Raw genomic sequence first — 21,077 nt, 5'->3', positions numbered from 1 at the left:
CACTAAACTCAGTTACGACTCAGCGATCACTGTTGCTACCGCATAATTTCTTTCATCTGAAATAGACAGATGAAAACTGCGGATACCTTTTTGTTTAGCGAGCGTTAATGCCATGCCAGAAACAGAAAGTAACGGTTTTCCCAACTCATCATGGGTTACCGTAAAATCCTGAAACGAAACGCCTTGAGCGATCCCCGTTCCTAATGCTTTTGCTGCAGCTTCTTTCGTAGCAAAACGCTTGGCTAAGAATCGAGCTGGTTGCTTATGTTGAGAAAAAGCCTCTATTTCAGATTCAGTTAAAATACGACGAGCAAAAGAAGCCCCCGTCCTATCCAATGCTTTTTCAATACGGGCAATTTCTGAAATATCTGTTCCTAGGCCAATAATCATAGTGAAGGACGACGTGCCTCAATCATTGCCGTTTTCATGTCTACCACGGCTTTATCTAAGCCATCAAACATTGCGCGACCCATGATAGAGTGGCCGATGTTCAATTCATACACTTCTGGTATTTTGGCTATCGCAGCAACGTTGTGGTACGTCAAACCATGACCAGCGTTAACCATAATACCAAGATCAGCAGCATAACTCGCTGCAGCAGCAATTTTTTTCAATTCAGCTTGCTGTTCATCTTCTGTTTCCGCATCGGCGTAGTGACCAGTATGAAGTTCAACAAACGGAGCGCCACACGCTTTGGCTGCGTCAATTTGCTCACGGTCAGCATCAATAAACAGTGACACACGAATCCCAGCAGCAGTCAGTTTACCTGTCGCCGCTTTCACTTTTTCTAATTGGCCCAAAACATCAAGGCCACCTTCAGTGGTCAATTCTTCACGCTTTTCAGGCACTAAACAAACGTATTCCGGCTTAGTTTGCAACGCAATCTCAACCATTTCATCAGTCACTGCCATCTCAAGATTCATTCGTGTTTGTAATGTTTCACGCAAAATTCTAACGTCACGATCTTTAATGTGGCGACGATCTTCACGCAAGTGAATCGTAATACCATCAGCACCAGCACGCTCTGCTATTTCTGCAGCATGCACAGGATCTGGATATTTAGTTCCACGTGCATTACGTAACGTTGCAATATGATCAATATTCACACCTAACAAAATTGAGCTCATTTTCCTGTACTCCGTGCTCTAGGTAGTATTGTTTGTCGAAACAATTCTCTGCTCTTTAAGGGTTTACTGCCAAGATATGGCTTTAATGCGATTCGGGTAAAACGTTTTGCAGCTTGTAGCTGCGCTTTCGTTGTAAAACGTCGCTCACTGATAGCGATCAACTCATCGCCCATGAACGTCAGATTATCCCGTCTAACTGATGCAATAAAGCCTTTTTGTTCACGGTATCGATAAGTCATATTTGGATCAACCGGTTCCCCAGTCCCCGCACAATGTAAGAAATCTACTCCATAACCAATAGACGATAATAATGCCAATTCGAAGCGGCGCAATGCTGGCTCAGGATTATCGGACTGAGCGAGCTCTGAGAGAACTTGCAAATAATCATGAAATAACTCTGGATAGGGAATCTCTGGTGCGAGGATTCTATCTACCAGTTCGTTTACGTACATAGCCGAATAAAGCATGATACCGCTAAGGGGAATCCCTAAGCTAATAGGCTCAGCTTGGCGTAAGGTTTTCATTGAACCTTTACCAAACCATTTTATTAACAGAGGAGTAAAAGGCTGTAATAGACCTTTGAGGTTCGATCTTTTTCCGCGAGCGCCTTTGGCCATAATACTCATCCGCCCGTATTCTTCACTAAATACATCAAGAATTAGGCTAGATTCACTATAGGGACGTCGATGCAGAACAAAACATCGCTGTAGACCGTCAAGGCTCATTCCAAAATCCAAGTAAAGGTTGGGGTAATACCCATTATGATGGTAAGGAGATGTCAGCGCTCAATGCTGAGCGCTGAATACGATTGGAGAGGAATTACAGATCGTCGATGTAACCAAGAGAACGTAAGGCACGTTCATCATCAGCCCAACCAGACTTCACTTTAACCCAAGTTTCCAAGTAGACCTTACGGCCAAATAAATCTTCCATATCTAAGCGAGCTTCACGACCAATGGTTTTAATTTTTTCACCTTTGGTACCGATCACCATTTTCTTCTGACCACTACGTTCAACAAGGATCAAAGCGTTAATATGGAATCCATCGGTATCCGGGTTGTAATCGAAACGTTCAATTTCAACGGTAACCGAATAAGGCAGTTCTTCACCAGTGAAACGCATGAGCTTTTCACGAATGATTTCTGATGCCATAAAGCGTTGGGAACGGTCTGTCACATATTCTTCAGGGAAGTGATGAACTGCCTTAGGTAAGTGATCACGAACATGTTTACGCAACACCTCAATATTCTTACCATGTTTTGCAGAAATCGGTACTACATCCACGAAGTTATAACGTTTAGACAGCTCCATCATGTGCAACATGACATCATTTTTATCTTTGACATTATCCACTTTGTTCACACACAGCACGATTGGAAAATTCGCTTTCTGTAATTTGGTGAACACCATTTCATCATCAGCAGTCCAATGTGTACCATCGACGAGGAAAAGCACTAAGTTCACGTCACTTAATGAACTGCTTGCAGCACGGTTCATTAAACGGTTAATCGCACGCTTTTCTTCAATGTGTAACCCTGGAGTATCCACATAGATCGCTTGATAGTCACCTTCAGTATCTACGCCCATAATACGGTGGCGAGTGGTTTGAGGTTTACGCGACGTAATCGAAATTTTCTGGCCGAGAAGGTTGTTCAGCAGCGTCGATTTACCTACGTTAGGGCGGCCAACGATCGCCACAAAACCACAATGTTGGTTTTCTGGTGCCGAGGTTGGTTGTGGTTTCGATTCGAAAAACGCATCGATATCAAATTCTTTTTCAGACATTCGTTAGTTGCTCTAAAGCCGTTTCCGCAGCCGCTTGCTCTGCCTTGCGACGACTGGTGCCTTTACCAATAACAGGCTCTCCAACGCCTGCCACTTCACACGATACAGTGAATTCCTGATTGTGTGCTTCACCTTTAATGTTAGTTACAGTATAGACCGGAAGTGGTTTTCTTCTTCCTTGCAAGAACTCTTGTAAACGAGTCTTAGGATCTTTCTGTGAAACACCAGGCTGAATCGACTCCAGACGTGACTTATACCAACTTAAAATGATGCCACGCACCACTTCAATATCGCTGTCTAAATAAATCGCCCCGATAATCGCTTCTACAGCATCGGCCAAGATTGAATCACGGCGGTAACCGCCACTTTTCAACTCGCCTGGACCTAATTTTAAGTAATCTCCTAAACCGAATTCACGGCCTAGTTCCGCTAATGTATTACCACGAACCAATGTTGCACGCATGCGGCTCATGTCACCTTCGTTTACTTTAGGAAAACGATGATATAAATCATCAGCGACGACAAAACTTAAAATTGAATCGCCCAGAAACTCAAGACGTTCGTTATGTTTTCCGTTGGCGCTGCGATGTGTCAGCGCCAAGTTGATCAGCTCACTATTTTGAAATGTGTAGCCAAGCTTTTTCTCTAATTGATTAATAGGAGAAGTCATACTCTCTCGATGTGTTTATGCCAGAACGAACTCTGGCTTAGTTAATGCCACCGATGCGGTTAAAACGCACACCAGTTGGTACCCAGGAAGGCAAAATACTGTCTGCTGGACGATCAAATTCAAAACTGATCCAAATACCGACAGCTTTACCGACTAAATTTGCTTCAGGGACAAAGCCCCAAAAACGGCTATCTGCACTATTGTCCCGGTTATCACCCATCATGAAATAATGGCCTTTTGGCACCACCCATTCATTGACACCTGGACGAGGCTGATATTGATCAACCGGATCCATATGCATCGGGTTAATCAAAATATTGTGTTTTACTGACCCTAATTGCTCATCAAGCTGCATTAATGGGATACCACCCTGTATAAATTGGCTTTCTTGAACATTGCTCAGCTTCACTGGCTTACATTGACTCTCGCCTTGTGGTTGGATGCACACTTGTTTTGTACGGCTGTAACGAATAGTGTCGCCAGGCATTCCCACCAAACGCTTAATATAGTCAACACTTGGATTTTTAGGGTATCTGAATACAACAATATCACCACGCTTTGGTTCTCCAGTTGGAACTAACGTGGTGTGCCATACAGGGTCTTTTAAACCATACGCATATTTTTCAACCACAATAAAATCCCCAACTAATAATGTAGGCATCATTGAGCCTGATGGGATTTGGAATGGTTCAAAAATAAACGAGCGTAAAATAAGCACAAACGCAATAACAGGAAAAATGGATACAGCGTTTTCAACCCACCAAGGTTGAGGATCGATCTTTTTAACAAGGTTAGGATCAATGCCATTGGTTTCTGTTTGCAGCTGCGTCATTTTTTGCTGACGTTTTTTGCCCCAAACAAACTTCTCTAACACCCAAATGATACCTGTCACTAAGGTCAAGATTACCAAGAATAGTGAAAATGTGTTGGCCATTGACTTCCCTTATCTAAAAATACGAAAGTGAAAGAGCCGAAACCCTTTCACCCAATATTGTGCCATTTAAAAACAATACATTAGCAAATACTAGTCTTTGCCAACGTGCAGAATGGCCAAGAACGCTTCTTGTGGTAATTCAACGTTACCAATCTGTTTCATGCGTTTCTTACCTTCTTTCTGTTTCTTCAACAGTTTTTTCTTACGACTCACGTCACCACCGTAACATTTTGCCAGTACGTTCTTACGTAACTGTTTCACAGTAGAGCGAGCAATAATGTGAGCGCCAATCGCCGCTTGGATCGCGATATCAAACATTTGACGAGGAATGAATTCTTTCATTTTCTCAACCAAGAGTCGACCACGAGCTTGCGCTTGATCTTTGTGAGTGATGATAGCTAATGCGTCAACACGCTCACCATTCAACAGTACGTCTACACGCACCATGTCAGATGCTTCAAAACGTTGGAAGTTATACTCTAGTGATGCATAACCGCGTGACGTTGATTTCAAGCGATCAAAGAAATCCAATACCACTTCAGCCATTGGAATATCATAAGTAAGTGCCACTTGATTACCGTGGTACACCATATCTTGTTGCACGCCACGTTTTTCAACACACAAGGTAATAACGTTACCTAAGTACTCTTCTGGAACCAAGATGTTACAACGAGCAATCGGTTCACGAACTTCTTCAAGATCACTAACTGGCGGTAATTTCGCAGGGCTATCTACATAGATAATTTCTTGATCCGTTTTCACTACTTCGTAAACTACTGTCGGCGCTGTAGTGATAAGGTCTAGGTTATATTCACGCTCTAGACGTTCTTGGATAATTTCCATGTGCAGCATCCCAAGGAAACCACAACGGAAACCAAAGCCTAACGCTGCTGATGTTTCTGGCTCGTAAAATAACGAAGCATCATTTAGTGACAGTTTACCCAGTGCATCACGGAAGTTTTCGTAATCATCTGATGATACAGGGAACAGACCAGCATAAACTTGTGGGCGAACCTTTTTAAAACCAGGTAACGCTTTTTCACACCCGTTTTTCGCAAGAGTAAGCGTATCACCAACAGGTGCGCCAAGAATGTCTTTGATACCACAAACAACCCAGCCAACTTCGCCCGTTTCAAGGCCATCGGTTGGGACGCGTTTTGGTGTGAAAATACCAATACCATCAATACCCCAAGTTTGACCAGTACTCATCACTTTGATTTTGTCGTTTTTCTTCAAACTACCATTTTTAATGCAGACCAAAGAAACAACACCTAAGTAGTTATCAAACCATGAATCAATGATAAGCGCTTGTAGAGGGGCATCAGGATCGCCCGTTGGTGCCGGAATAGATTTAACAATGTTTTCTAAAACATCATCAACACCAATACCGGTTTTTGCTGAACAACGTACAGCTTCCATGGCATCGATACCAACGATGTCTTCAATTTCTTCAGCAACGCGTTCTGGGTCAGCAGCTGGCAAGTCGATTTTGTTTAATACCGGAACCACTTCTAGGTCCATTTCAATCGCGGTATAACAGTTTGCTAGAGTTTGAGCCTCTACGCCTTGACCTGCATCGACCACCAATAACGCCCCTTCACAAGCAGCAAGGGAACGCGACACTTCGTATGAGAAGTCAACGTGTCCTGGAGTATCGATAAAGTTTAGCTGATAGGTTTCGCCATCTTTAGCTTTGTAATCCAGCGTCACACTCTGAGATTTAATGGTGATACCACGTTCACGCTCTAGATCCATCGAATCTAGAACTTGTGCCGCCATTTCACGGTCAGTCAATCCACCACAGACTTGAATTAAGCGGTCAGATAGAGTCGACTTACCATGGTCGATGTGGGCGATGATCGAAAAGTTACGAATGTGCTTCATAGGTTTGGGATGACTAAACTCTTGTAAATTAGGAAAATAGAATACCGCCAGTGGCGGTATTTCATTCAAGTTGGGCGATTCTAACCAATTTCGCTTTGGTTCGCACCTTATTTAAACGATTGATGATTCTTTAAACAATAGGCTCTCCAAGCACTCTTAGCAAAACAACTTCGTTTTGAGAGCGTTGTTCTAAGCGCGGTGAACAATATTTTGCTAATCCAATACCTAGCGCAATAAAAAGAAATGAAGACAGAATAACGGTACCTTCTCCACCGCCCATCTCTGGCGCAAAAAAACTATCGCCAAGCCATGCACCAATAATCATCATAAAGAGTGGCACAAGGTAAACTAAGGCTGCAGACTGCAATAAGCTCTTTTCTGGGAAGCCTATTTCTACTACTTGACCTTGCCGAACGGTTTGGTCGGTTTTAAGCGTCCAAAGCAGCGCTTTGCTACCTATCGCTTTAGAGACTAACCCCGTACCACAGCTTTTTGCGGAAGAACAACTACTGCAGCTGGTTTTTTGTTCACAACTCAGTTGGATTTGATACCCTTGCTTTTGCTGTTGAACGGCCATCACTGTGGCTAACGCGGTCATCATAATTACTTAACTCCCTGACGATTAAATTGCACCGACTGGGCAACTTTCTGAGCCGTTGCAGGAGGAATATCGCCAATCACAGAGATCTCATTATCACCCTGGACATAAGTTTGCAGAGTTCGACGCCCTTGGCGGAACAACTGATTTTTCAATGAGTGATTATCTCGTTCTGACACATAGACAGAAAAACTAAACAACCCATCAGAAAACATTTGGCTTTCCACTAAACGATCAGTAATCGCCATTCGGTAACGATTAATCTCCATTGCCTTAAAGCCATCAGGTACCCATTCGACTGCCCACTTGGCTTTCTTAATATTCCCTTTAGGAATGGAGAGCACTTCGGGCAGTTTAACACTGTTTAAACCAGACATCATCTTAGCGATTTTATCGTTGATCGAATACGAGATCGTACGATACTGCTCGAGGACTTCCCCATTACGATCCACCAGATCAGCTCGCAGCGGAAGATCGCTGTGTTCATCTACCCACAAAATGTAAGAATAACGCAAACCATCTTTCGGAACGATGCGTAGTACCTGACAAGGACTGCCCGCTTCACGAGCTCGACCCACTTTGACAAAGTCATAGTACTTACCCAATTGATCAACGTTGCTATTAAGCATTGGCATCAAAGGAGCAACCATATTGCTCGACTCGATAGTGAAGGGATCAACACCGGGTTCAATATAACTGACCTCATCACCGCGGCGAATCACTTCTCGAACCGGCCCACTTAAATAAACCAAATGGGCAAACTGCTGGGATTTTTCTCGAGCATGACGATATAAAATCGGCTCCAAGCCGTTTTTCTTAATCAGGATATAAGACAGCTCATAATTGAGTTGCTGACTTGCTCTGTTCATTTGATGCAACAAAGCCTCCGCAGAAGAATCTTCTGCAAAGGCATAATTTGTCGAGCTCAAACTGAACAGCGTCAGCACACTGATCAGAAATTTCTTCATTCAACTACCAATTATTTTGATGGTTGTGAGGCCACACCGCTCTCACTATTCAGTCTTAATTGCAACTCGTAGTCTTGCAAAAAGGCGTTCACACGACGACGTTGCTCTTGAATATTCGACTCACCACGATCATCATTCGCTTCATGAGTGACAAGACTTACGGGTTCAGCCTTTCCAGATAAAGGTATGGTTTGCAAAACTGGGATCTGGTCATCGCTAGACTGAGATGCAACGGTTTGATCACTCGAGCCGTATTGCTGAACACCAACAATGACAACTAACGAGACACAAGCAGCAACCGCAACTTGTCCAAACTGAGACAACCAAGCTGGCAACTGACGACGAGCTTTCGTTGGCTTAGGTTGAGCCTCGATAGGCAATGGTGTGTCATCCACCACATTTGCACTTTGTGTGTAACGAGCATTGTGCCCAGGTTCATTTTCCAACGCCAGAGCCACACTCTCAGCAATATTCCATTCTGGTTTTTCGGGAGCCTCACCACGCATGACATCACCAATTAAATGGTAATTTTTCCACGCATCCAGCCCCTCCTGATCGTTGACCAATTCCTGTATAAAGGACTTGTCAATCGTTTCTCCATCCATGAGAGCTGAAAGTTTTTCTTTGTCAGCCATTCTTTTCACCATAGTAGTTACTAACATCAGCCTTAGAGCAAAGGTCGAATTCTTTTCTCTACTGCCTCACGAGCACGGAAGATACGAGAACGCACCGTTCCAACGGGACAATCCATTACTTGCGCGATGTCCTCGTAACTCAAGCCATCGAGCTCTCGTAACGTCATCGCAGTTTTCAAATCTTCAGGTAGCGCTTCGATCGCACTAAACACTGCCCCTTTCAATTCCTTGGACAACGTCAGATTTTCAGGGTTCGAAATTTCTTTCAATGCACTACCCGTTTCATAAAATTCCGCTTCTTCAGCGTCGACATCAGTAGCGGGAGGTCTACGCCCCTGAGCCACGATGTGGTTTTTTGCAGTATTGACAGCTATGCGATACAGCCAGGTATAAAATGCGCTATCACCACGAAACGTTGGGATGGCGCGGTATGCTTTAATAAAAGCTTCCTGCGCAACATCAGCTACATCACCAGAATTGCTCACATACCTAGAAATAAGGTTGCAGACCTTGTTTTGATAACGAAGTACCAAAAGATTAAAAGCTTGCTTATCTCCGTTCTGAACTCGCTCAATCAATACCTGATCGGTCAGCTGCTCGTTCATTCGAGCGGTTACTCCTATTGTTATATCCCCTTACCTTCTCAGATATGGGCATTAATTGTGCAGAATGTGTATTGGCACCACTACTTACATGAGCACCTATTGTGACTCAGTGGTTTAGATAAAGTTCAATTCTCTGTGAAATTTTTACCATAGTTAATTCGCAATGTGATGCAATCTAGGTTTGCGAAAACACTCTATAAGATATTGAAGATTTCATTACCGAAACACAATAGCATTGACGATATAAATGCTTTTCCTTTTCAAATCTATTTCAGAAAAGGACACTATTGGATATTGGCATTTTTAAGGTTAACAACAACACCAAAAGTAAAAATAACTAGGTCCCATCATACTAGAAATAGTGGCAATTGTTACTGATCTCAATGATTCGCTAATGAGATTAGCGTTGAGTTAAGAATGGAAGTTTGGCCTGTACATGACCACCTCGATATCAGTCCATTTGTCGTAACCTAATATCGTTAAAGGATTTCAATGCGTTATGAACACCCATAAGGAACACACGTGTGATGTACTGATTGTCGGTAGCGGTGCTGCTGGCTTATCACTTGCATTACATGTCGCCGACCATTGCCAAGTCATTGTGCTCAGTAAAGGCCCGCGCAGCGAAGGATCAACCTACTATGCACAAGGAGGAATTGCAGCAGTATTTGATGAAACGGACAGTATTGACTCACACGTTCAAGATACCTTGATTGCAGGCGCAGGTATATGTGATGAGCAAACGGTTCGCTTTATTGCAGAACATGCAAAACCTTGCGTACAGTGGCTTATCGATGGTGGCGTCCCTTTTGACAAGCTGAACGACCCCAACACTGAGGATGAGACTCCTCGTTATCATCTCACTAGAGAGGGCGGACATAGCCACCGCCGTATTCTTCATGCTGCCGACGCAACCGGCATGGCAATGCAAACTTCACTACAAGAAAATGTAAAAAAACATCCTAATATACAGATCTTTGAACGTCATAATGCGTTAGACCTTATCACTGAAGATAAAGTCGGCGGGAGCCAACAAACCGTCGTTGGTGCTTACGTCTGGAATCGACATGATGAGCATGTTGAAACGATTCGCGCTAAATGTGTGGTTTTGGCTACTGGCGGTTCTTCAAAAGTGTACCAATACACATCCAATCCAGATATCTCTTCTGGTGATGGTATTGCCATGGCATGGCGTGCGGGCTGTCGTGTCGCTAATTTGGAATTCAACCAATTCCACCCCACTTGCCTATATCACCCAGAAGCGCGTAATTTTTTGTTAACCGAAGCTCTGCGTGGGGAAGGCGCTTATCTGCGCCGACCTGACGGCTCACGCTTCATGTTAGATTTCGATGAAAGAGCAGAATTAGCGCCGCGAGATGTAGTGGCTCGAGCAATCGATTATGAAATGAAACGTTTGGGCGCAGATTGTATGTATCTCGATATTACGCATAAACGTGCAGAGTTTATTCAGCAACACTTTCCCATGATTTATAGCCGTCTCATGGAGTTGGGTATTGATATGACCAAAGAGCCCATTCCTATCGTCCCCGCAGCTCATTATACCTGTGGTGGTGTGATGGTCGATCAACAAGGGAAAACCGACCTAAACCACTTATATGCAATTGGGGAAGTGAGTTACACCGGTTTACACGGTGCCAATCGAATGGCATCAAACTCTCTACTCGAATGCGTGGTATATGCATGGTCTGCAGCACAAGCTATCTTGCAAGAGTTGCCGCAAATTCATTTATGCTCTGAATTGCCCATATGGGATGAAAGCCAAGTGAGTTGCTCAGATGAAGAAGTGGTGATCCAGCACAACTGGCATGAGTTACGCCTTTTTATGTGGGATTACATGGGTATTGTTCGCACAGATAAACGGTTAGAACGAGCTTTAAGAAGAATTCAGTTACTGCAACAAGAAACACATGAGTATTACAGTAATTTTAGAGTATCGAATAACTTATTGGAGTTACGTAATTTACTGCAAGTTGCTGAGCTTATGGTGAGATGCGCCATGCAGCGTAAGGAGAGCCGAGGGTTGCATTACACCTTAGACTATCCCGAACCTAAAGAGCCAAGTGGCCCAACGATACTCACACCAAATCAATAGTTCAATGGGAGCGCTCAGCGCTCCCTTTTCAGTGCAACAAGTAAATGGCGGTACACTTCATCAGAACAACTATCTCTCCAAAGCAGTACCCAATGCTTTTGCTCCGTTTTAAAACCAATAAACCATTGCGCCAATAAAGTATTTACTGATTGATACGAGCACTCTTGAATGCTGTAAATCCGAGAACACTCAAAATCAATTTCTATATCACCAGATAAATGTGGATGAAGTAGTGAAACACTTCGGCTATAGGAGATAAGCAGGGCAAGCAGACCAGCACTGGCAACTAATGGCCAATCAAAAGCGACAATCCCCCACATCAACAGCTGTAGCATTAGTTGATTGACGATGAGGGAATGAAAAGAAGGATTCAGATAAAGCTTAACGCGCTTTGCTGAGGTTATAGGCGACAATTTTATCAACCATAGCCGCATTGTTGAGGTTTTCAGAACGTCCGTGTCCCATGATCCATTTAAATAAATCTGGGTCATCGCATTCTAAAAGTGATACAAAATTTTGTTGCTCTACTGGTGTTAAGTCTTCAAAACATTCTTCGTAAAATGGCATGATCACAACATCAAGCTCCAACATGCCTCGGCGGCATGCCCATTTGATACGAGCTTTTTCTTCTGCGGAGTACATGTTTTTCCTCACTTATTCTTTTATTTTCTACTGTCAGTGTAACAACACATGTTGCCGACAACCAGTGACCAAAATCAAAGAGTCAGTTGAAGCTGACAAAAAACATCAACCAGATTACCATAAAGGAAATTCTTCACTTAGGTGAACAGTATGGACTGGAAAAATCAATTTTCTCCGCTCGACATCACAGCGGCAGATGCTATTCCTGAGCTAGCGCTCACACATTTAAATTCATGGAGTGCAATCTCCATGGTTGGTGATGACAAGAAAAGTTACTTACAAGGCCAAGTGACTTGTAATGTCGTGACTTTGGCAGCCGATCAATCCACTTTTGGCGCACATTGTGATGCAAAAGGTAAGGTATGGTCTGTTTTTCGACTCTTCCATCATCGCGATGGATATGCACTATTCCAACCTAAATCAGCGTTGGAAATAGAGCTTGCTGAGATAAAAAAATACGCCGTATTTTCCAAAGTTGACATCACGGAGACTGATGACATCGCCTTGGGAATGATGGGGCCTAAAGCACAACAGTGGATAGATGAGAATACTGAATCTCAAGGTGATGTGCGCCCGTTAATCGATGGAACTGCCGTGAAAATTTCTCAGCAGCGCTGGCTATTACTCGTTTCAAACTCAGCAGCCGAAACACTCATTAACGATTTTTCTGGAACAAAAGTCACAGAAGAATTTTGGACCCGCTTCGATATTGAGGACGCTCTGCCTGTTATCACTTCGTCTGAGCAGAACGTGCACATTCCACAAGCATTGAACTTACAAGCTCTCGATGGCATTTGTTTTACCAAAGGCTGTTATACCGGCCAAGAGACTGTCGCTCGAGCAAAGTATCGCGGCATCAACAAACGCGCTATGTATCCCATTAGCGGCAATATAACGACACCATTACCCCAAGGCGAAGTGATTGAACTTGAGCGAGCAGTGGGTGACAACTGGCGTAAAGCAGGCCAACTGATGGCGTACTATCAATTTGCAGACAAGCACGCGATTGCGTTAGCCGTATTGCCTAATAATTTGGAAGCGGATACCCAATTCCGGTTAGCTAACCAACCAGAAACACGCTGGAAAATGGAGCCACTACCCTACTCTCTTGATGATGAATAATCCCGAGTTCAAAACTAAGATCACTCAGTATCTTGATCAACAGCAGGTGAAATATCGCCTGCTGCCTCACCAATCGCCAGCTAAAACCGTAGAAGATGCCGCTAAACAACGTGGTATCCAGACTGAACAAATGGTGAAATGCATATTACTGAGAGATATGTCTAATCGTTACGCCCTTGCCTGTACCGCTGGGAATACAAGCGTTGATCCGAAAAAAGTTCGCGCCATTTTAGGTTGGCGTAGGATGACCTGTGCCGAAATAGATAAGGTAGAGCCAATAACTGGTTATATTATAGGCACTGTAACACCTATAAATCTTAAAACTGAAATGCCTATCTTATTCGATAAAAGCATATTAACGCAAAATGATGTCACTATCAGTAGCGGCTCAAAAATGGCAGGAATCTGCCTAAAACGTGTCGACTTGGAAAACCTAGTCAAGCCTTTGATTAGTAACATTCAAAGAGATCCCAAGCCCACTATGTAAAGCATTACATACATGCGTGATATTGCTCACATTATGCAATATTTCGTCATGAATATTAAATCAATAGCAAAACATAAATAGTCATCAGATTATTTTTAGAGTACTCTCGGTACCGTTGGTTAATGTTGAAGTATAAAAATGATGCTTTAACGTAACTAACGAAAAAGTGAATCCACTGATTGTTTCAGTACATCCACTTTTTGTGTAATGCATCTGTGACTATTGGCCCGCAAAGATTTTGCGGGCATTTTTTTTTGCCACGTACCCGACACATCGACAAAACTCTTCTACGTTTACAACATCTATAGGCTATTGTTTTATTGAGACCAATTAATTTAGTCACACCTAATACTATTAATTCGGATGAGTTGGCAACAAAATTGCATATAACGAATGAAGCAAGTTATCGACCAACAGAATAATTACAGGTAAAAGTGTCTATATCAGCACATTTTGCTAAAAAATTGCATTCATATGGTTATATATATGCACTTGTCACACAAGTTCTAACATTGATCAGATATGCTTGTATGGCTTTCAAAAAAATAAAAGGACCCAAACATGAGACTCTTCAAGCGCTATACGCCAAGTATGATTGCTAAGCATATAAGCCGGTTGTTCAAAGGAAGAATCTATATCTCTGGTATTGGTAAATTTGAATTTGATAATGGTAAGCTCATTGTGCCAGACAAGGCTGAAGTTCGTCATTTTCAGACGGTCAAAGAAGTGAACCAAGAAGTCATGAAGTTGCGCTGCGCCCATGTCTGAGAGTGCTTAACGCAGAAGAAAAGATTTAAAAAGGGTTGGCAGAAGCCAACCCTTTACTCATTATGATTCGTGTACTCCACGAGCCATCTTAGCTAAATCTGGTAAGTCACCTTTCAGCCCTAAAGCACGTTTCATTATCTCATCTTTAGCGCCTGGCAGTTGCCCTACCAGCTTCATGCCGATACCACGAACTAATTTTTTCGCTGGGTTATTGCCTTCAAACAGGTCTTTAAACCCTTGCATCGCAGCAATCATTTTAGCAGCTTCAGCTTTACGCCAACGTTCATAACCACGTAAATTGCGTTTTGCACCAATATCTTCCCCATTTTGCCACTGAGCGATCACTTCTTGTGCAAGAGCTGCTGCATCCAATAACCCCAAGTTAACACCTTGGCCAGCTAATGGATGAATGGTATGAGCTGCATCACCCACTAACGCAACACGGTCTAGTACAAAATCGCGAGCATAGCGCATCTTCAAAGGAAAGGCTTGGCGTTCCCCCTGCAATTCACATAATCCTAAACGACCATCAAACTCAGTGGTGAGTGCCTGATTAAATTTATCATCCGGCATTTCCAACAAACGCTCAGCACGATTAGGATCCGTAGACCAAACAATTGAAGAAAGGTTAGGATCTTGCATTGGCAAAAACGCCAACGGACCTAGTGGTGTAAAAATTTGTCGAGCAATACTGTCATGAGACTCTGCAGTGCGTACGTTAGCAACAATAGCGCTGTGACCATAATCCCAATGAGTCAATGGAATATCAAACTGTTTACGAACCCATGAGTTAGCCCCATCAGCACCAACAACCAATTTTGCTGTCACCGCTTGTCCATCACTCAGCGTTAACCAAGCTTCACTTTCACCAACCGCAATATTCTGTATGGTGACAGGCATGTGTAAAGAGACATTTATCTGCTTCTTCACTTGGTCAAGTAACGCCAGTTGAATAACTCGGTTCTCAACAATATGACCCAAATTAGGCTGGGTCATTTGATTAGCACTGAATTCAATGCGAGCAAAACTATCTTGCTCCCATACTTCCATCGCTGAATATGGTGCTGCTCGACGAGACATCACACCATCCCACGCGTTGAGATTACGCAAAATCATTTCTGTAGATCGGCTTAAAGCTGATACGCGCACATCCGGTAGTTCATCTAAGGTGTCGTCAGGAATTTTCCCTTCAATGACTGCGATTCGTAGGTCTGTGTCTTTGAAAGCAGCAGCCAACGCGAGGCCGACCATACCACCACCCACTATCGCAATATCCACACTTTGCATCATATTTGAATACCTTCTATCGATTCACGATCCCTAAGGTTCGTTTTAAAAGAGGCGCTTTTAGCGGAGTAATATTATCAAGCACCGCTAGTCCGAGATTTCGTCCTACTTGAAGCGTCAGCAAATCATTTGAAAACAGATGAACCAGAGAAGACGTTAATGTGATTGTCGCTTGACGATCACATTCTCTTCGCTGCTGAAAACGAGCCAGTTGACGATAACAACCAATATCATCACCTTTGGTCACTTCTTCCGCTAAACTTGCGACATCGCGAATTCCCAAATTAAACCCTTGTCCTGCTATCGGATGTAATGTCTGTGCAGCATTACCAACAATAGCAAAACGATGAGAAACATTTTTTTCTCTATGACTTAATTGTAAGGGATATGAGGCTCGTTTTCCTACTCGAGTAAAACGGCCTAACCGCCAACCAAAATCTTGCTGCAGTTGCTTTAAAAACTCATCATCAGAACATGTCATAAGATCAGACACTTTCTCAGGTTCAATACACCACACAAGAGATAAACGCCGTTCACTCATCGGTAAGAGAGCAATTGGACCATGATGAGTAAAACGCTCAAAAGCACGACCATTGTGTGCTTCACTACTCACGACATTAGCCACAATGGCACATTGACCAAAGTCGTGTAATGTCGATGTCATATCGAGTTTCTGGCTACACGTTGATACCGCGCCGTCGGCTGCCACCAGTAATTTACCTGAGATAGCAGAACCGTCTGACAACGACACAATCACTTGCTGTTGCTCACGTTTAATATCAGCAACACTCATTGGGCAATACATTTCAATGTTCGGACACTGATGTAATTTGTCATCATAGATTTTGCCCACATTAGCAAGCTCTATAACGTATCCTAGCGCATTGAGATCGGCTTCGTTATGGTCAATTTCTGTCATCCCATAGTGGGAACGGTCTGACACGTGAATATGAGTGATAGGCGTTGCTACTGCTCGTAAATCACGCCATAGATCAAATTGCTCTAAAATTTGTACGGTTCCGTACGATAAAGCAATCGCACGAGAATCAAATCCTGGATGTTGCCGGTTATCTGATTGAAATGCTTCGATAACCGCGATAGATAACCCTTGTTGACTAAGCTGGTTTAATGCCAATGCCAATGTTCCACCGGCCATTGCTCCACCAGCAATGATCACATCAAATGATTTCACCTTTTGCTCCCGCTTCCCTTAATGCAGGGTTGGCTTTTTGTCCTGTTCAGGTCTGACACCGAAATCAGCATGAAGTGCGAGTACACAGGCTTTAACATGCTCAATAACCTGCTCAAGAAGTTCGGCCTGTTCTTCTAGGTCATCTTCTTCGTCAATGCCTAACTTAGCGATTTCCTCTAAGTCTTCGAGTGCTTCTTTCGCTGTTGGCGATGCTTTTTTAACCTTCGCCCCAGCAAGTCCAACTCCGGAAATAAAATGGTTGACCCACTCAGCAACTGAGTCAGCCAAATCAAATATTGCCTGCTCACCTGTCGATTCAGGTAACATCAGAGTAAATTCCATACTTAAGCGAGTTAATTGACTATTGGTGGATTGCAACATTGTTTCCGCTGCATTCAATGGCTTGGTTGGCCACCCCATACCATCATTCGTGTAATCAAAAACAAGTGGCTGCCAGCTTTTATCTTTTAAGCTTAGTCCACCAGCTAACATTCCAGAAAGTAGGCCGTGCAATTCAGCCGGAGTGATATTTAACGCAGCTTGTTTTAGTTCTAGCGCTAATTCATCGTAGTCAGGAAAGGTAATCTCGCTCATAATGGGCTCTGTGTTAACAAAATAATTCCAATCCTATCACTTCGACGATCATGCGCAAACGCCCAAGTGATCAATTGTGCGCAGCTTTTACTCAAATTGCCTAATAACTGAGTTTTTGCTTCGCCTTTTAAGACGAAGAGATGTGAAAAGCTTGAATCTTACTCCAGCTTTTCCTATAGTTGCCCCTCGATATTACACAAGGGTGTAAGATCTTTAGGTACGCTAATAGAGTTCATTAATCATGAGTAATCAAGCGGTTGACGTCGAAATTTTAGGAAAAGTAACTCGAGTAAACTGTCCACCTGGACAGGAAGAGTCTTTGATTTATGCCGCCAAAGATCTTGATCAACGATTGAAAGATATGGCTGAGCGTACTAAGGTAACCAATGAGGTTAAACTACTCACGATTGCCGCTTTGAATATCTGTTATGAGCTTCATGAAGCTCAACAAATCCAAAGTGATAAAGATAAGATGCGCGAACGAATGGAAAAGCTCACCGCATCACTCGAAGAAGCATTGAGTAAGGTAAAGCCAGGACAGCTTCAGCCTTAACTACATAGAGAATTTACCCTGGGGTGTTCGTGATTCAGGATTGAAGTCCCTGAGCCGATAAGCAATACAAAAGGGTTAGTACTTGGTAGCTATTGAGCAGGCTCGGCTTGTACCGAGAAGCCTACGGTTATCATTGCCAATCCGCCTTGAACCAGCTGGTTCAAGGGTCCAAATCCTAAACGGCACCTTGGGGTTCCCTACCATGAAAGATGCTCGCCAACATATTCGTAAACAAGTTCGTGACAGACGTAATCAACTTGATTTTCATACCCAACAGGTAGCTGCAACTCAGCTTGTTGAGCAATGTTTACGATTAGAAGCATTTCAATCAAGCCAGAATATCGCGCTATATTTATCGACCGATGGTGAGCTCAATACTGCCCCACTTATCGATGCTTTATGGCAAAAGAATAAATCGATTTATATTCCCGTTCTTCATCCATTTTCGCCCGGCCACCTGCTTTTTCTCCACTATCAAAAATCCAGTAAAATGGTGAAAAACAAATACGGTATTGCGGAGCCGAAATTAGATCAACGCCACATCATTCCAGCCCACCAGTTAGATCTTATTTGCACGCCATTAGTCGCCTTTGATGATCAATGCCAACGTTTAGGTATGGGAGGCGGTTACTACGATAGAACACTCGCTCCTTGGTTTAAAACTGGCGTTGGGGCCAAACCTATCGGCCTAGCACACGATTGCCAACAGATTGATCAAATACCTACCGCCGCATGGGACATTCCATTACCTATGATTGTGACACCAAGTAAAGTGTGGCAACGCTAATCAACCTTTGACTTAGCATTTCGATGGTTAGGTAATTGGTATCCTTGGGCCTTCAGTATATAATCGCGCCCACAAATCGCTTTCGTTACTACTCGCTATCAGGAGATTGGCATCATGACTCAAGATGAAATGAAAAAAGCCGCAGGTTGGGCTGCTCTTAAATATGTAGAAAAAGGCAGTATTGTCGGCGTGGGTACAGGCTCAACTGTCAATCACTTCATCGATGCATTAGGCTCAATAAAAGACGATATCAAAGGTGCTGTTTCAAGCTCTGTTGCTTCAACCGAAAAGCTAAAAGGTTTAGGTATTGAAGTCTTTGATTGTAATGATGTGATAAAACTTGATGTGTATGTTGATGGTGCGGATGAAATCAACCCTAGTAAAGACATGATTAAAGGCGGCGGTGCAGCATTAACGCGTGAAAAAATCGTTGCCGCTATTTCAGAAAAATTCGTCTGTATTGTTGATGGTACGAAAGCCGTTGATGTATTGGGTCAATTCCCTCTTCCAGTCGAAGTCATTCCTATGGCTCGCTCCTATGTGGCTCGGGAAATTGTTAAGTTAGGCGGCGATCCTGTTTATCGCGAAGGCGTGGTAACAGATAATGGTAACGTGATTTTAGATGTTTATAACATGAAGATTACCAATCCAAAAGAATTGGAAGACCAACTAAACAGCCTAGCAGGTGTCGTCACTAATGGTCTATTTGCCCATCGTGGCGCTGATGTAGTAATAACAGGTACCGCCGAAGGTGCAAAAATAGAAGAATCATGTTCGAGAATAAAGAGCTGAACTAAGATCAACTAGTTGCTTAATATTTTTCATTTGACGTTATCTGATTACAAGAGGCACCATGCGGGTGCCTTTTTTGTTTCCATTGGTAAATAAATTATCTCTTATTCCGTAATTTTCTTACCCAAAGACAGAAAAGTTTGTTAGTTTAATGGGCAGAAGATGCACGACGAAAACGTTTGCTTTTCATAACAAGACTCACTAACTTATGTGGGCTCAGTGTATCTGAATTTCCCCCTTTCCATATTTAAGGACGAGAATAATGGCCAAAGTTTCATTGGAAAAAGATAAGATCAAAATTCTTTTACTAGAAGGTGTACACCCATCTGCTGTTGAGGTGCTACAGGCTTCAGGCTATACCAATATTGAATACCACAAAGGTTCGCTTCCAGAAGAAAAGCTACTTGAATCCATTAAAGATGCTCACTTTGTTGGTCTACGCTCACGTACTCACTTAACAGAAAAAGTGATCAACGCTGCCGATAAATTAGTGGGTATTGGTTGTTTTTGTATTGGTACTAACCAAGTTGATCTTGATGCTGCTGCTGAGCGCGGTATTCCAGTGTTTAACGCACCATTCTCTAACACACGCAGTGTGGCAGAATTGGTATTGGCTGAAATGATCATTCTTTTCCGTGGTGTTGCTGAGAAAAACGCTCTTGCTCACCGTGGTATTTGGAAAAAAAGTGCAGACCACTCCTTTGAAGCTCGTGGTAAAAAATTAGGCATTATCGGTTATGGCCATATCGGTACTCAACTTAGTATTCTAGCTGAAAGTCTTGGTATGTACGTCTACTACTACGATATTGAAAACAAGCTATCACTAGGTAATGCTCATCAAGTTCATACCTTAACTGAGCTACTGAACAAATGTGATGTTATCAGCCTGCACGTACCTGAAACTCCAGAAACCAAAAACATGATGGGCAAAGAAGAATTTGACCGCATGAAACCAGGTTCAATCTTCATCAACGCTTCTCGCGGAACGGTTGTTGATATCCCAGCACTATGTGCGGCACTAGAATCAAAACACCTTGCTGGTGCAGCCGTTGATGTATTCCCAACAGAACCAGGCTCGAATGCTCAACCATTTGAATCGCCACTAATTGAGTTTGATAACGTTATCTTGACTCCACACGTAGGTGGTTCAACTCAGGAAGCGCAAGAAAACATCGGTATTGAAGTTGCGGGTAAACTAGCGAAATACTCTGATAACGGTTCAACACTATCAAGTGTGAACTTCCCAGAAGTATCACTACCAGAACAACGCAATTGTTCTCGCCTGCTACATATTCATGAAAACCGCCCTGGTATCTTGAATAAGATCAACAATATCTTTGCTGAAGAAGATATCAATATCGCAGCTCAATACCTGCAAACAACACCTAAAATGGGTTACGTTGTTGTCGATGTTCAAGCAGCTCGCTCTGAAGAAGCATTAGAAAAACTGAAAGAGATCGAAGGTACAATTCGTACTCGCATCCTGTTCTAATTTGCTCATTAATACAAAAAAACCCAGCGATGATCGTTGGGT

Annotated in this window: 24 protein-coding genes and 1 other RNA gene; 9 read left to right on the top strand and 16 right to left on the bottom strand. The window is 43.0% G+C overall.

The genetic code is table 11. The features are described 5' to 3' along the window. Nucleotides 1-12: 12 nt before the first annotated feature. From acpS to rpoE, 11 genes are all read right to left on the bottom strand, one after another. Nucleotides 13-390, bottom strand: coding sequence for a holo-ACP synthase (gene acpS / locus F9817_RS04735; RefSeq protein ID WP_161153811.1), 378 nt, complete (start codon nt 388-390; stop codon nt 13-15). Further along, nucleotides 387-1,127: a pyridoxine 5'-phosphate synthase gene (gene pdxJ, locus F9817_RS04730; RefSeq protein ID WP_161153810.1), complete on the bottom strand. Its 741-nt coding sequence runs from the start codon at nt 1,125-1,127 to the stop codon at nt 387-389. The genes acpS and pdxJ overlap by 4 nt, the downstream gene beginning before the upstream one ends. Further along, on the bottom strand, nt 1,124-1,852 hold the full coding sequence (gene recO / locus F9817_RS04725) for a DNA repair protein RecO (RefSeq protein ID WP_161153809.1): 729 nt from the start codon (nt 1,850-1,852) through the stop codon (nt 1,124-1,126). Before recO ends, pdxJ begins: the two co-directional genes overlap by 4 nt. Before the next feature lie 94 nt (nt 1,853-1,946). Further along, a complete protein-coding gene (era, locus tag F9817_RS04720; protein ID WP_161153808.1) occupies nt 1,947-2,912 on the bottom strand; it encodes a GTPase Era in 966 nt (321 codons plus the stop codon). Further along, nucleotides 2,905-3,582 carry a ribonuclease III gene (rnc, locus tag F9817_RS04715; RefSeq protein ID WP_161153807.1) on the bottom strand — a complete coding sequence of 226 codons (678 nt, stop codon included), beginning with the start codon at nt 3,580-3,582 and terminating at the stop codon, nt 2,905-2,907. The genes era and rnc overlap by 8 nt, the downstream gene beginning before the upstream one ends. Nucleotides 3,583-3,619: 37 nt before the next feature. Continuing rightward, entirely contained in the window at nt 3,620-4,516 is an 897-nt protein-coding gene (gene lepB / locus F9817_RS04710; RefSeq protein WP_161153806.1) for a signal peptidase I, read from the bottom strand. A gap of 90 nt (nt 4,517-4,606) precedes the next feature. Further along, entirely contained in the window at nt 4,607-6,400 is a 1,794-nt protein-coding gene (gene lepA, locus F9817_RS04705) for a translation elongation factor 4 (RefSeq protein WP_161153909.1), read from the bottom strand. A 130-nt stretch (nt 6,401-6,530) separates the two neighbouring features. Beyond that, a complete protein-coding gene (locus F9817_RS04700; RefSeq protein ID WP_161153805.1) occupies nt 6,531-7,001 on the bottom strand; it encodes a SoxR reducing system RseC family protein in 471 nt (156 codons plus the stop codon). Between the two features lie 2 nt (nt 7,002-7,003). Beyond that, nucleotides 7,004-7,966 carry a sigma-E factor regulatory protein RseB gene (gene rseB, locus F9817_RS04695; RefSeq protein ID WP_161153804.1) on the bottom strand — a complete coding sequence of 321 codons (963 nt, stop codon included), beginning with the start codon at nt 7,964-7,966 and terminating at the stop codon, nt 7,004-7,006. Nucleotides 7,967-7,977: 11 nt separating this feature from the next. Beyond that, nucleotides 7,978-8,601, bottom strand: a complete 624-nt coding sequence (locus F9817_RS04690) for a sigma-E factor negative regulatory protein (protein WP_161153803.1) — start codon at nt 8,599-8,601, stop codon at nt 7,978-7,980. Between the two features lie 32 nt (nt 8,602-8,633). Further along, complete coding sequence (gene rpoE, locus F9817_RS04685; RefSeq protein ID WP_161153802.1) at nt 8,634-9,206, bottom strand: RNA polymerase sigma factor RpoE; 573 nt, start codon at nt 9,204-9,206, stop codon at nt 8,634-8,636. 499 nt (nt 9,207-9,705) lie between these two features. Between rpoE and nadB the strand changes: the two genes are divergently transcribed. Then, complete coding sequence (gene nadB / locus F9817_RS04680) at nt 9,706-11,319, top strand: L-aspartate oxidase (protein WP_161153801.1); 1,614 nt, start codon at nt 9,706-9,708, stop codon at nt 11,317-11,319. A gap of 14 nt (nt 11,320-11,333) precedes the next feature. Here the strand turns inward: nadB and F9817_RS04675 are convergent, their stop codons facing one another. Together F9817_RS04675 and F9817_RS04670 are read right to left on the bottom strand one after the other, a co-directional pair. Next, nucleotides 11,334-11,732: a protein YgfX gene (locus tag F9817_RS04675; RefSeq protein ID WP_161153800.1), complete on the bottom strand. Its 399-nt coding sequence runs from the start codon at nt 11,730-11,732 to the stop codon at nt 11,334-11,336. Further along, nucleotides 11,701-11,961 (bottom strand): FAD assembly factor SdhE, encoded by a 261-nt coding sequence (locus F9817_RS04670; RefSeq protein WP_161153799.1) that lies wholly within the window; start codon nt 11,959-11,961, stop codon nt 11,701-11,703. Before F9817_RS04670 ends, F9817_RS04675 begins: the two co-directional genes overlap by 32 nt. 150 nt (nt 11,962-12,111) lie before the next feature. On the opposite strand from F9817_RS04670, the gene ygfZ reads away from it, so the two are divergent. From ygfZ to F9817_RS04655, 3 genes are all read left to right on the top strand, one after another. Beyond that, nucleotides 12,112-13,083, top strand: coding sequence for a tRNA-modifying protein YgfZ (gene ygfZ / locus F9817_RS04665; RefSeq protein WP_161153798.1), 972 nt, complete (start codon nt 12,112-12,114; stop codon nt 13,081-13,083). Beyond that, nucleotides 13,076-13,570 (top strand): aminoacyl-tRNA deacylase, encoded by a 495-nt coding sequence (locus tag F9817_RS04660; protein WP_161153908.1) that lies wholly within the window; start codon nt 13,076-13,078, stop codon nt 13,568-13,570. The genes ygfZ and F9817_RS04660 overlap by 8 nt, the downstream gene beginning before the upstream one ends. Nucleotides 13,571-14,131: 561 nt before the next feature. After that, nucleotides 14,132-14,338 (top strand): DUF1107 domain-containing protein, encoded by a 207-nt coding sequence (locus F9817_RS04655; protein WP_161153797.1) that lies wholly within the window; start codon nt 14,132-14,134, stop codon nt 14,336-14,338. Nucleotides 14,339-14,398: 60 nt separating this feature from the next. Here the strand turns inward: F9817_RS04655 and F9817_RS04650 are convergent, their stop codons facing one another. Genes F9817_RS04650 through F9817_RS04640 form a run of 3 tightly spaced genes read right to left on the bottom strand, consistent with a single transcriptional unit; the run spans nt 14,399 to nt 17,411 of the window. Next, nucleotides 14,399-15,628, bottom strand: a complete 1,230-nt coding sequence (locus F9817_RS04650; protein ID WP_161153796.1) for an FAD-dependent 2-octaprenylphenol hydroxylase — start codon at nt 15,626-15,628, stop codon at nt 14,399-14,401. 13 nt (nt 15,629-15,641) lie between these two features. Further along, nucleotides 15,642-16,817: a 2-octaprenyl-6-methoxyphenyl hydroxylase gene (gene ubiH / locus F9817_RS04645; protein WP_161153795.1), complete on the bottom strand. Its 1,176-nt coding sequence runs from the start codon at nt 16,815-16,817 to the stop codon at nt 15,642-15,644. 18 nt (nt 16,818-16,835) lie between these two features. After that, nucleotides 16,836-17,411, bottom strand: coding sequence for a YecA/YgfB family protein (locus F9817_RS04640; RefSeq protein ID WP_161153794.1), 576 nt, complete (start codon nt 17,409-17,411; stop codon nt 16,836-16,838). Nucleotides 17,412-17,652: 241 nt separating this feature from the next. Between F9817_RS04640 and zapA the strand changes: the two genes are divergently transcribed. The 5 genes from zapA (at nt 17,653) to serA (ending at nt 21,035) form a co-directional block, all read left to right on the top strand. Continuing rightward, nucleotides 17,653-17,964, top strand: a complete 312-nt coding sequence (gene zapA / locus F9817_RS04635; protein WP_161153793.1) for a cell division protein ZapA — start codon at nt 17,653-17,655, stop codon at nt 17,962-17,964. Between the two features lie 12 nt (nt 17,965-17,976). Further along, nucleotides 17,977-18,162, top strand: a non-coding RNA gene (gene ssrS / locus F9817_RS04630) — 6S RNA. Between the two features lie 4 nt (nt 18,163-18,166). Next, entirely contained in the window at nt 18,167-18,751 is a 585-nt protein-coding gene (locus F9817_RS04625; RefSeq protein ID WP_161153792.1) for a 5-formyltetrahydrofolate cyclo-ligase, read from the top strand. Nucleotides 18,752-18,865: 114 nt separating this feature from the next. Continuing rightward, nucleotides 18,866-19,543 (top strand): ribose-5-phosphate isomerase RpiA, encoded by a 678-nt coding sequence (rpiA, locus tag F9817_RS04620; RefSeq protein ID WP_161153791.1) that lies wholly within the window; start codon nt 18,866-18,868, stop codon nt 19,541-19,543. A 262-nt stretch (nt 19,544-19,805) separates the two neighbouring features. Next, complete coding sequence (gene serA / locus F9817_RS04615; protein ID WP_161153790.1) at nt 19,806-21,035, top strand: phosphoglycerate dehydrogenase; 1,230 nt, start codon at nt 19,806-19,808, stop codon at nt 21,033-21,035. Nucleotides 21,036-21,077: the final 42 nt, after the last annotated feature.

The sequence above is a fragment of the Vibrio eleionomae genome (genome assembly GCF_009874545.1).
Taxonomy (GTDB): Bacteria; Pseudomonadota; Gammaproteobacteria; order Enterobacterales; family Vibrionaceae; genus Vibrio; species Vibrio nitrifigilis.
Note: the sequence above shows the minus strand (reverse complement) of the source record. Positions and strands in the feature narration are given on the sequence as shown.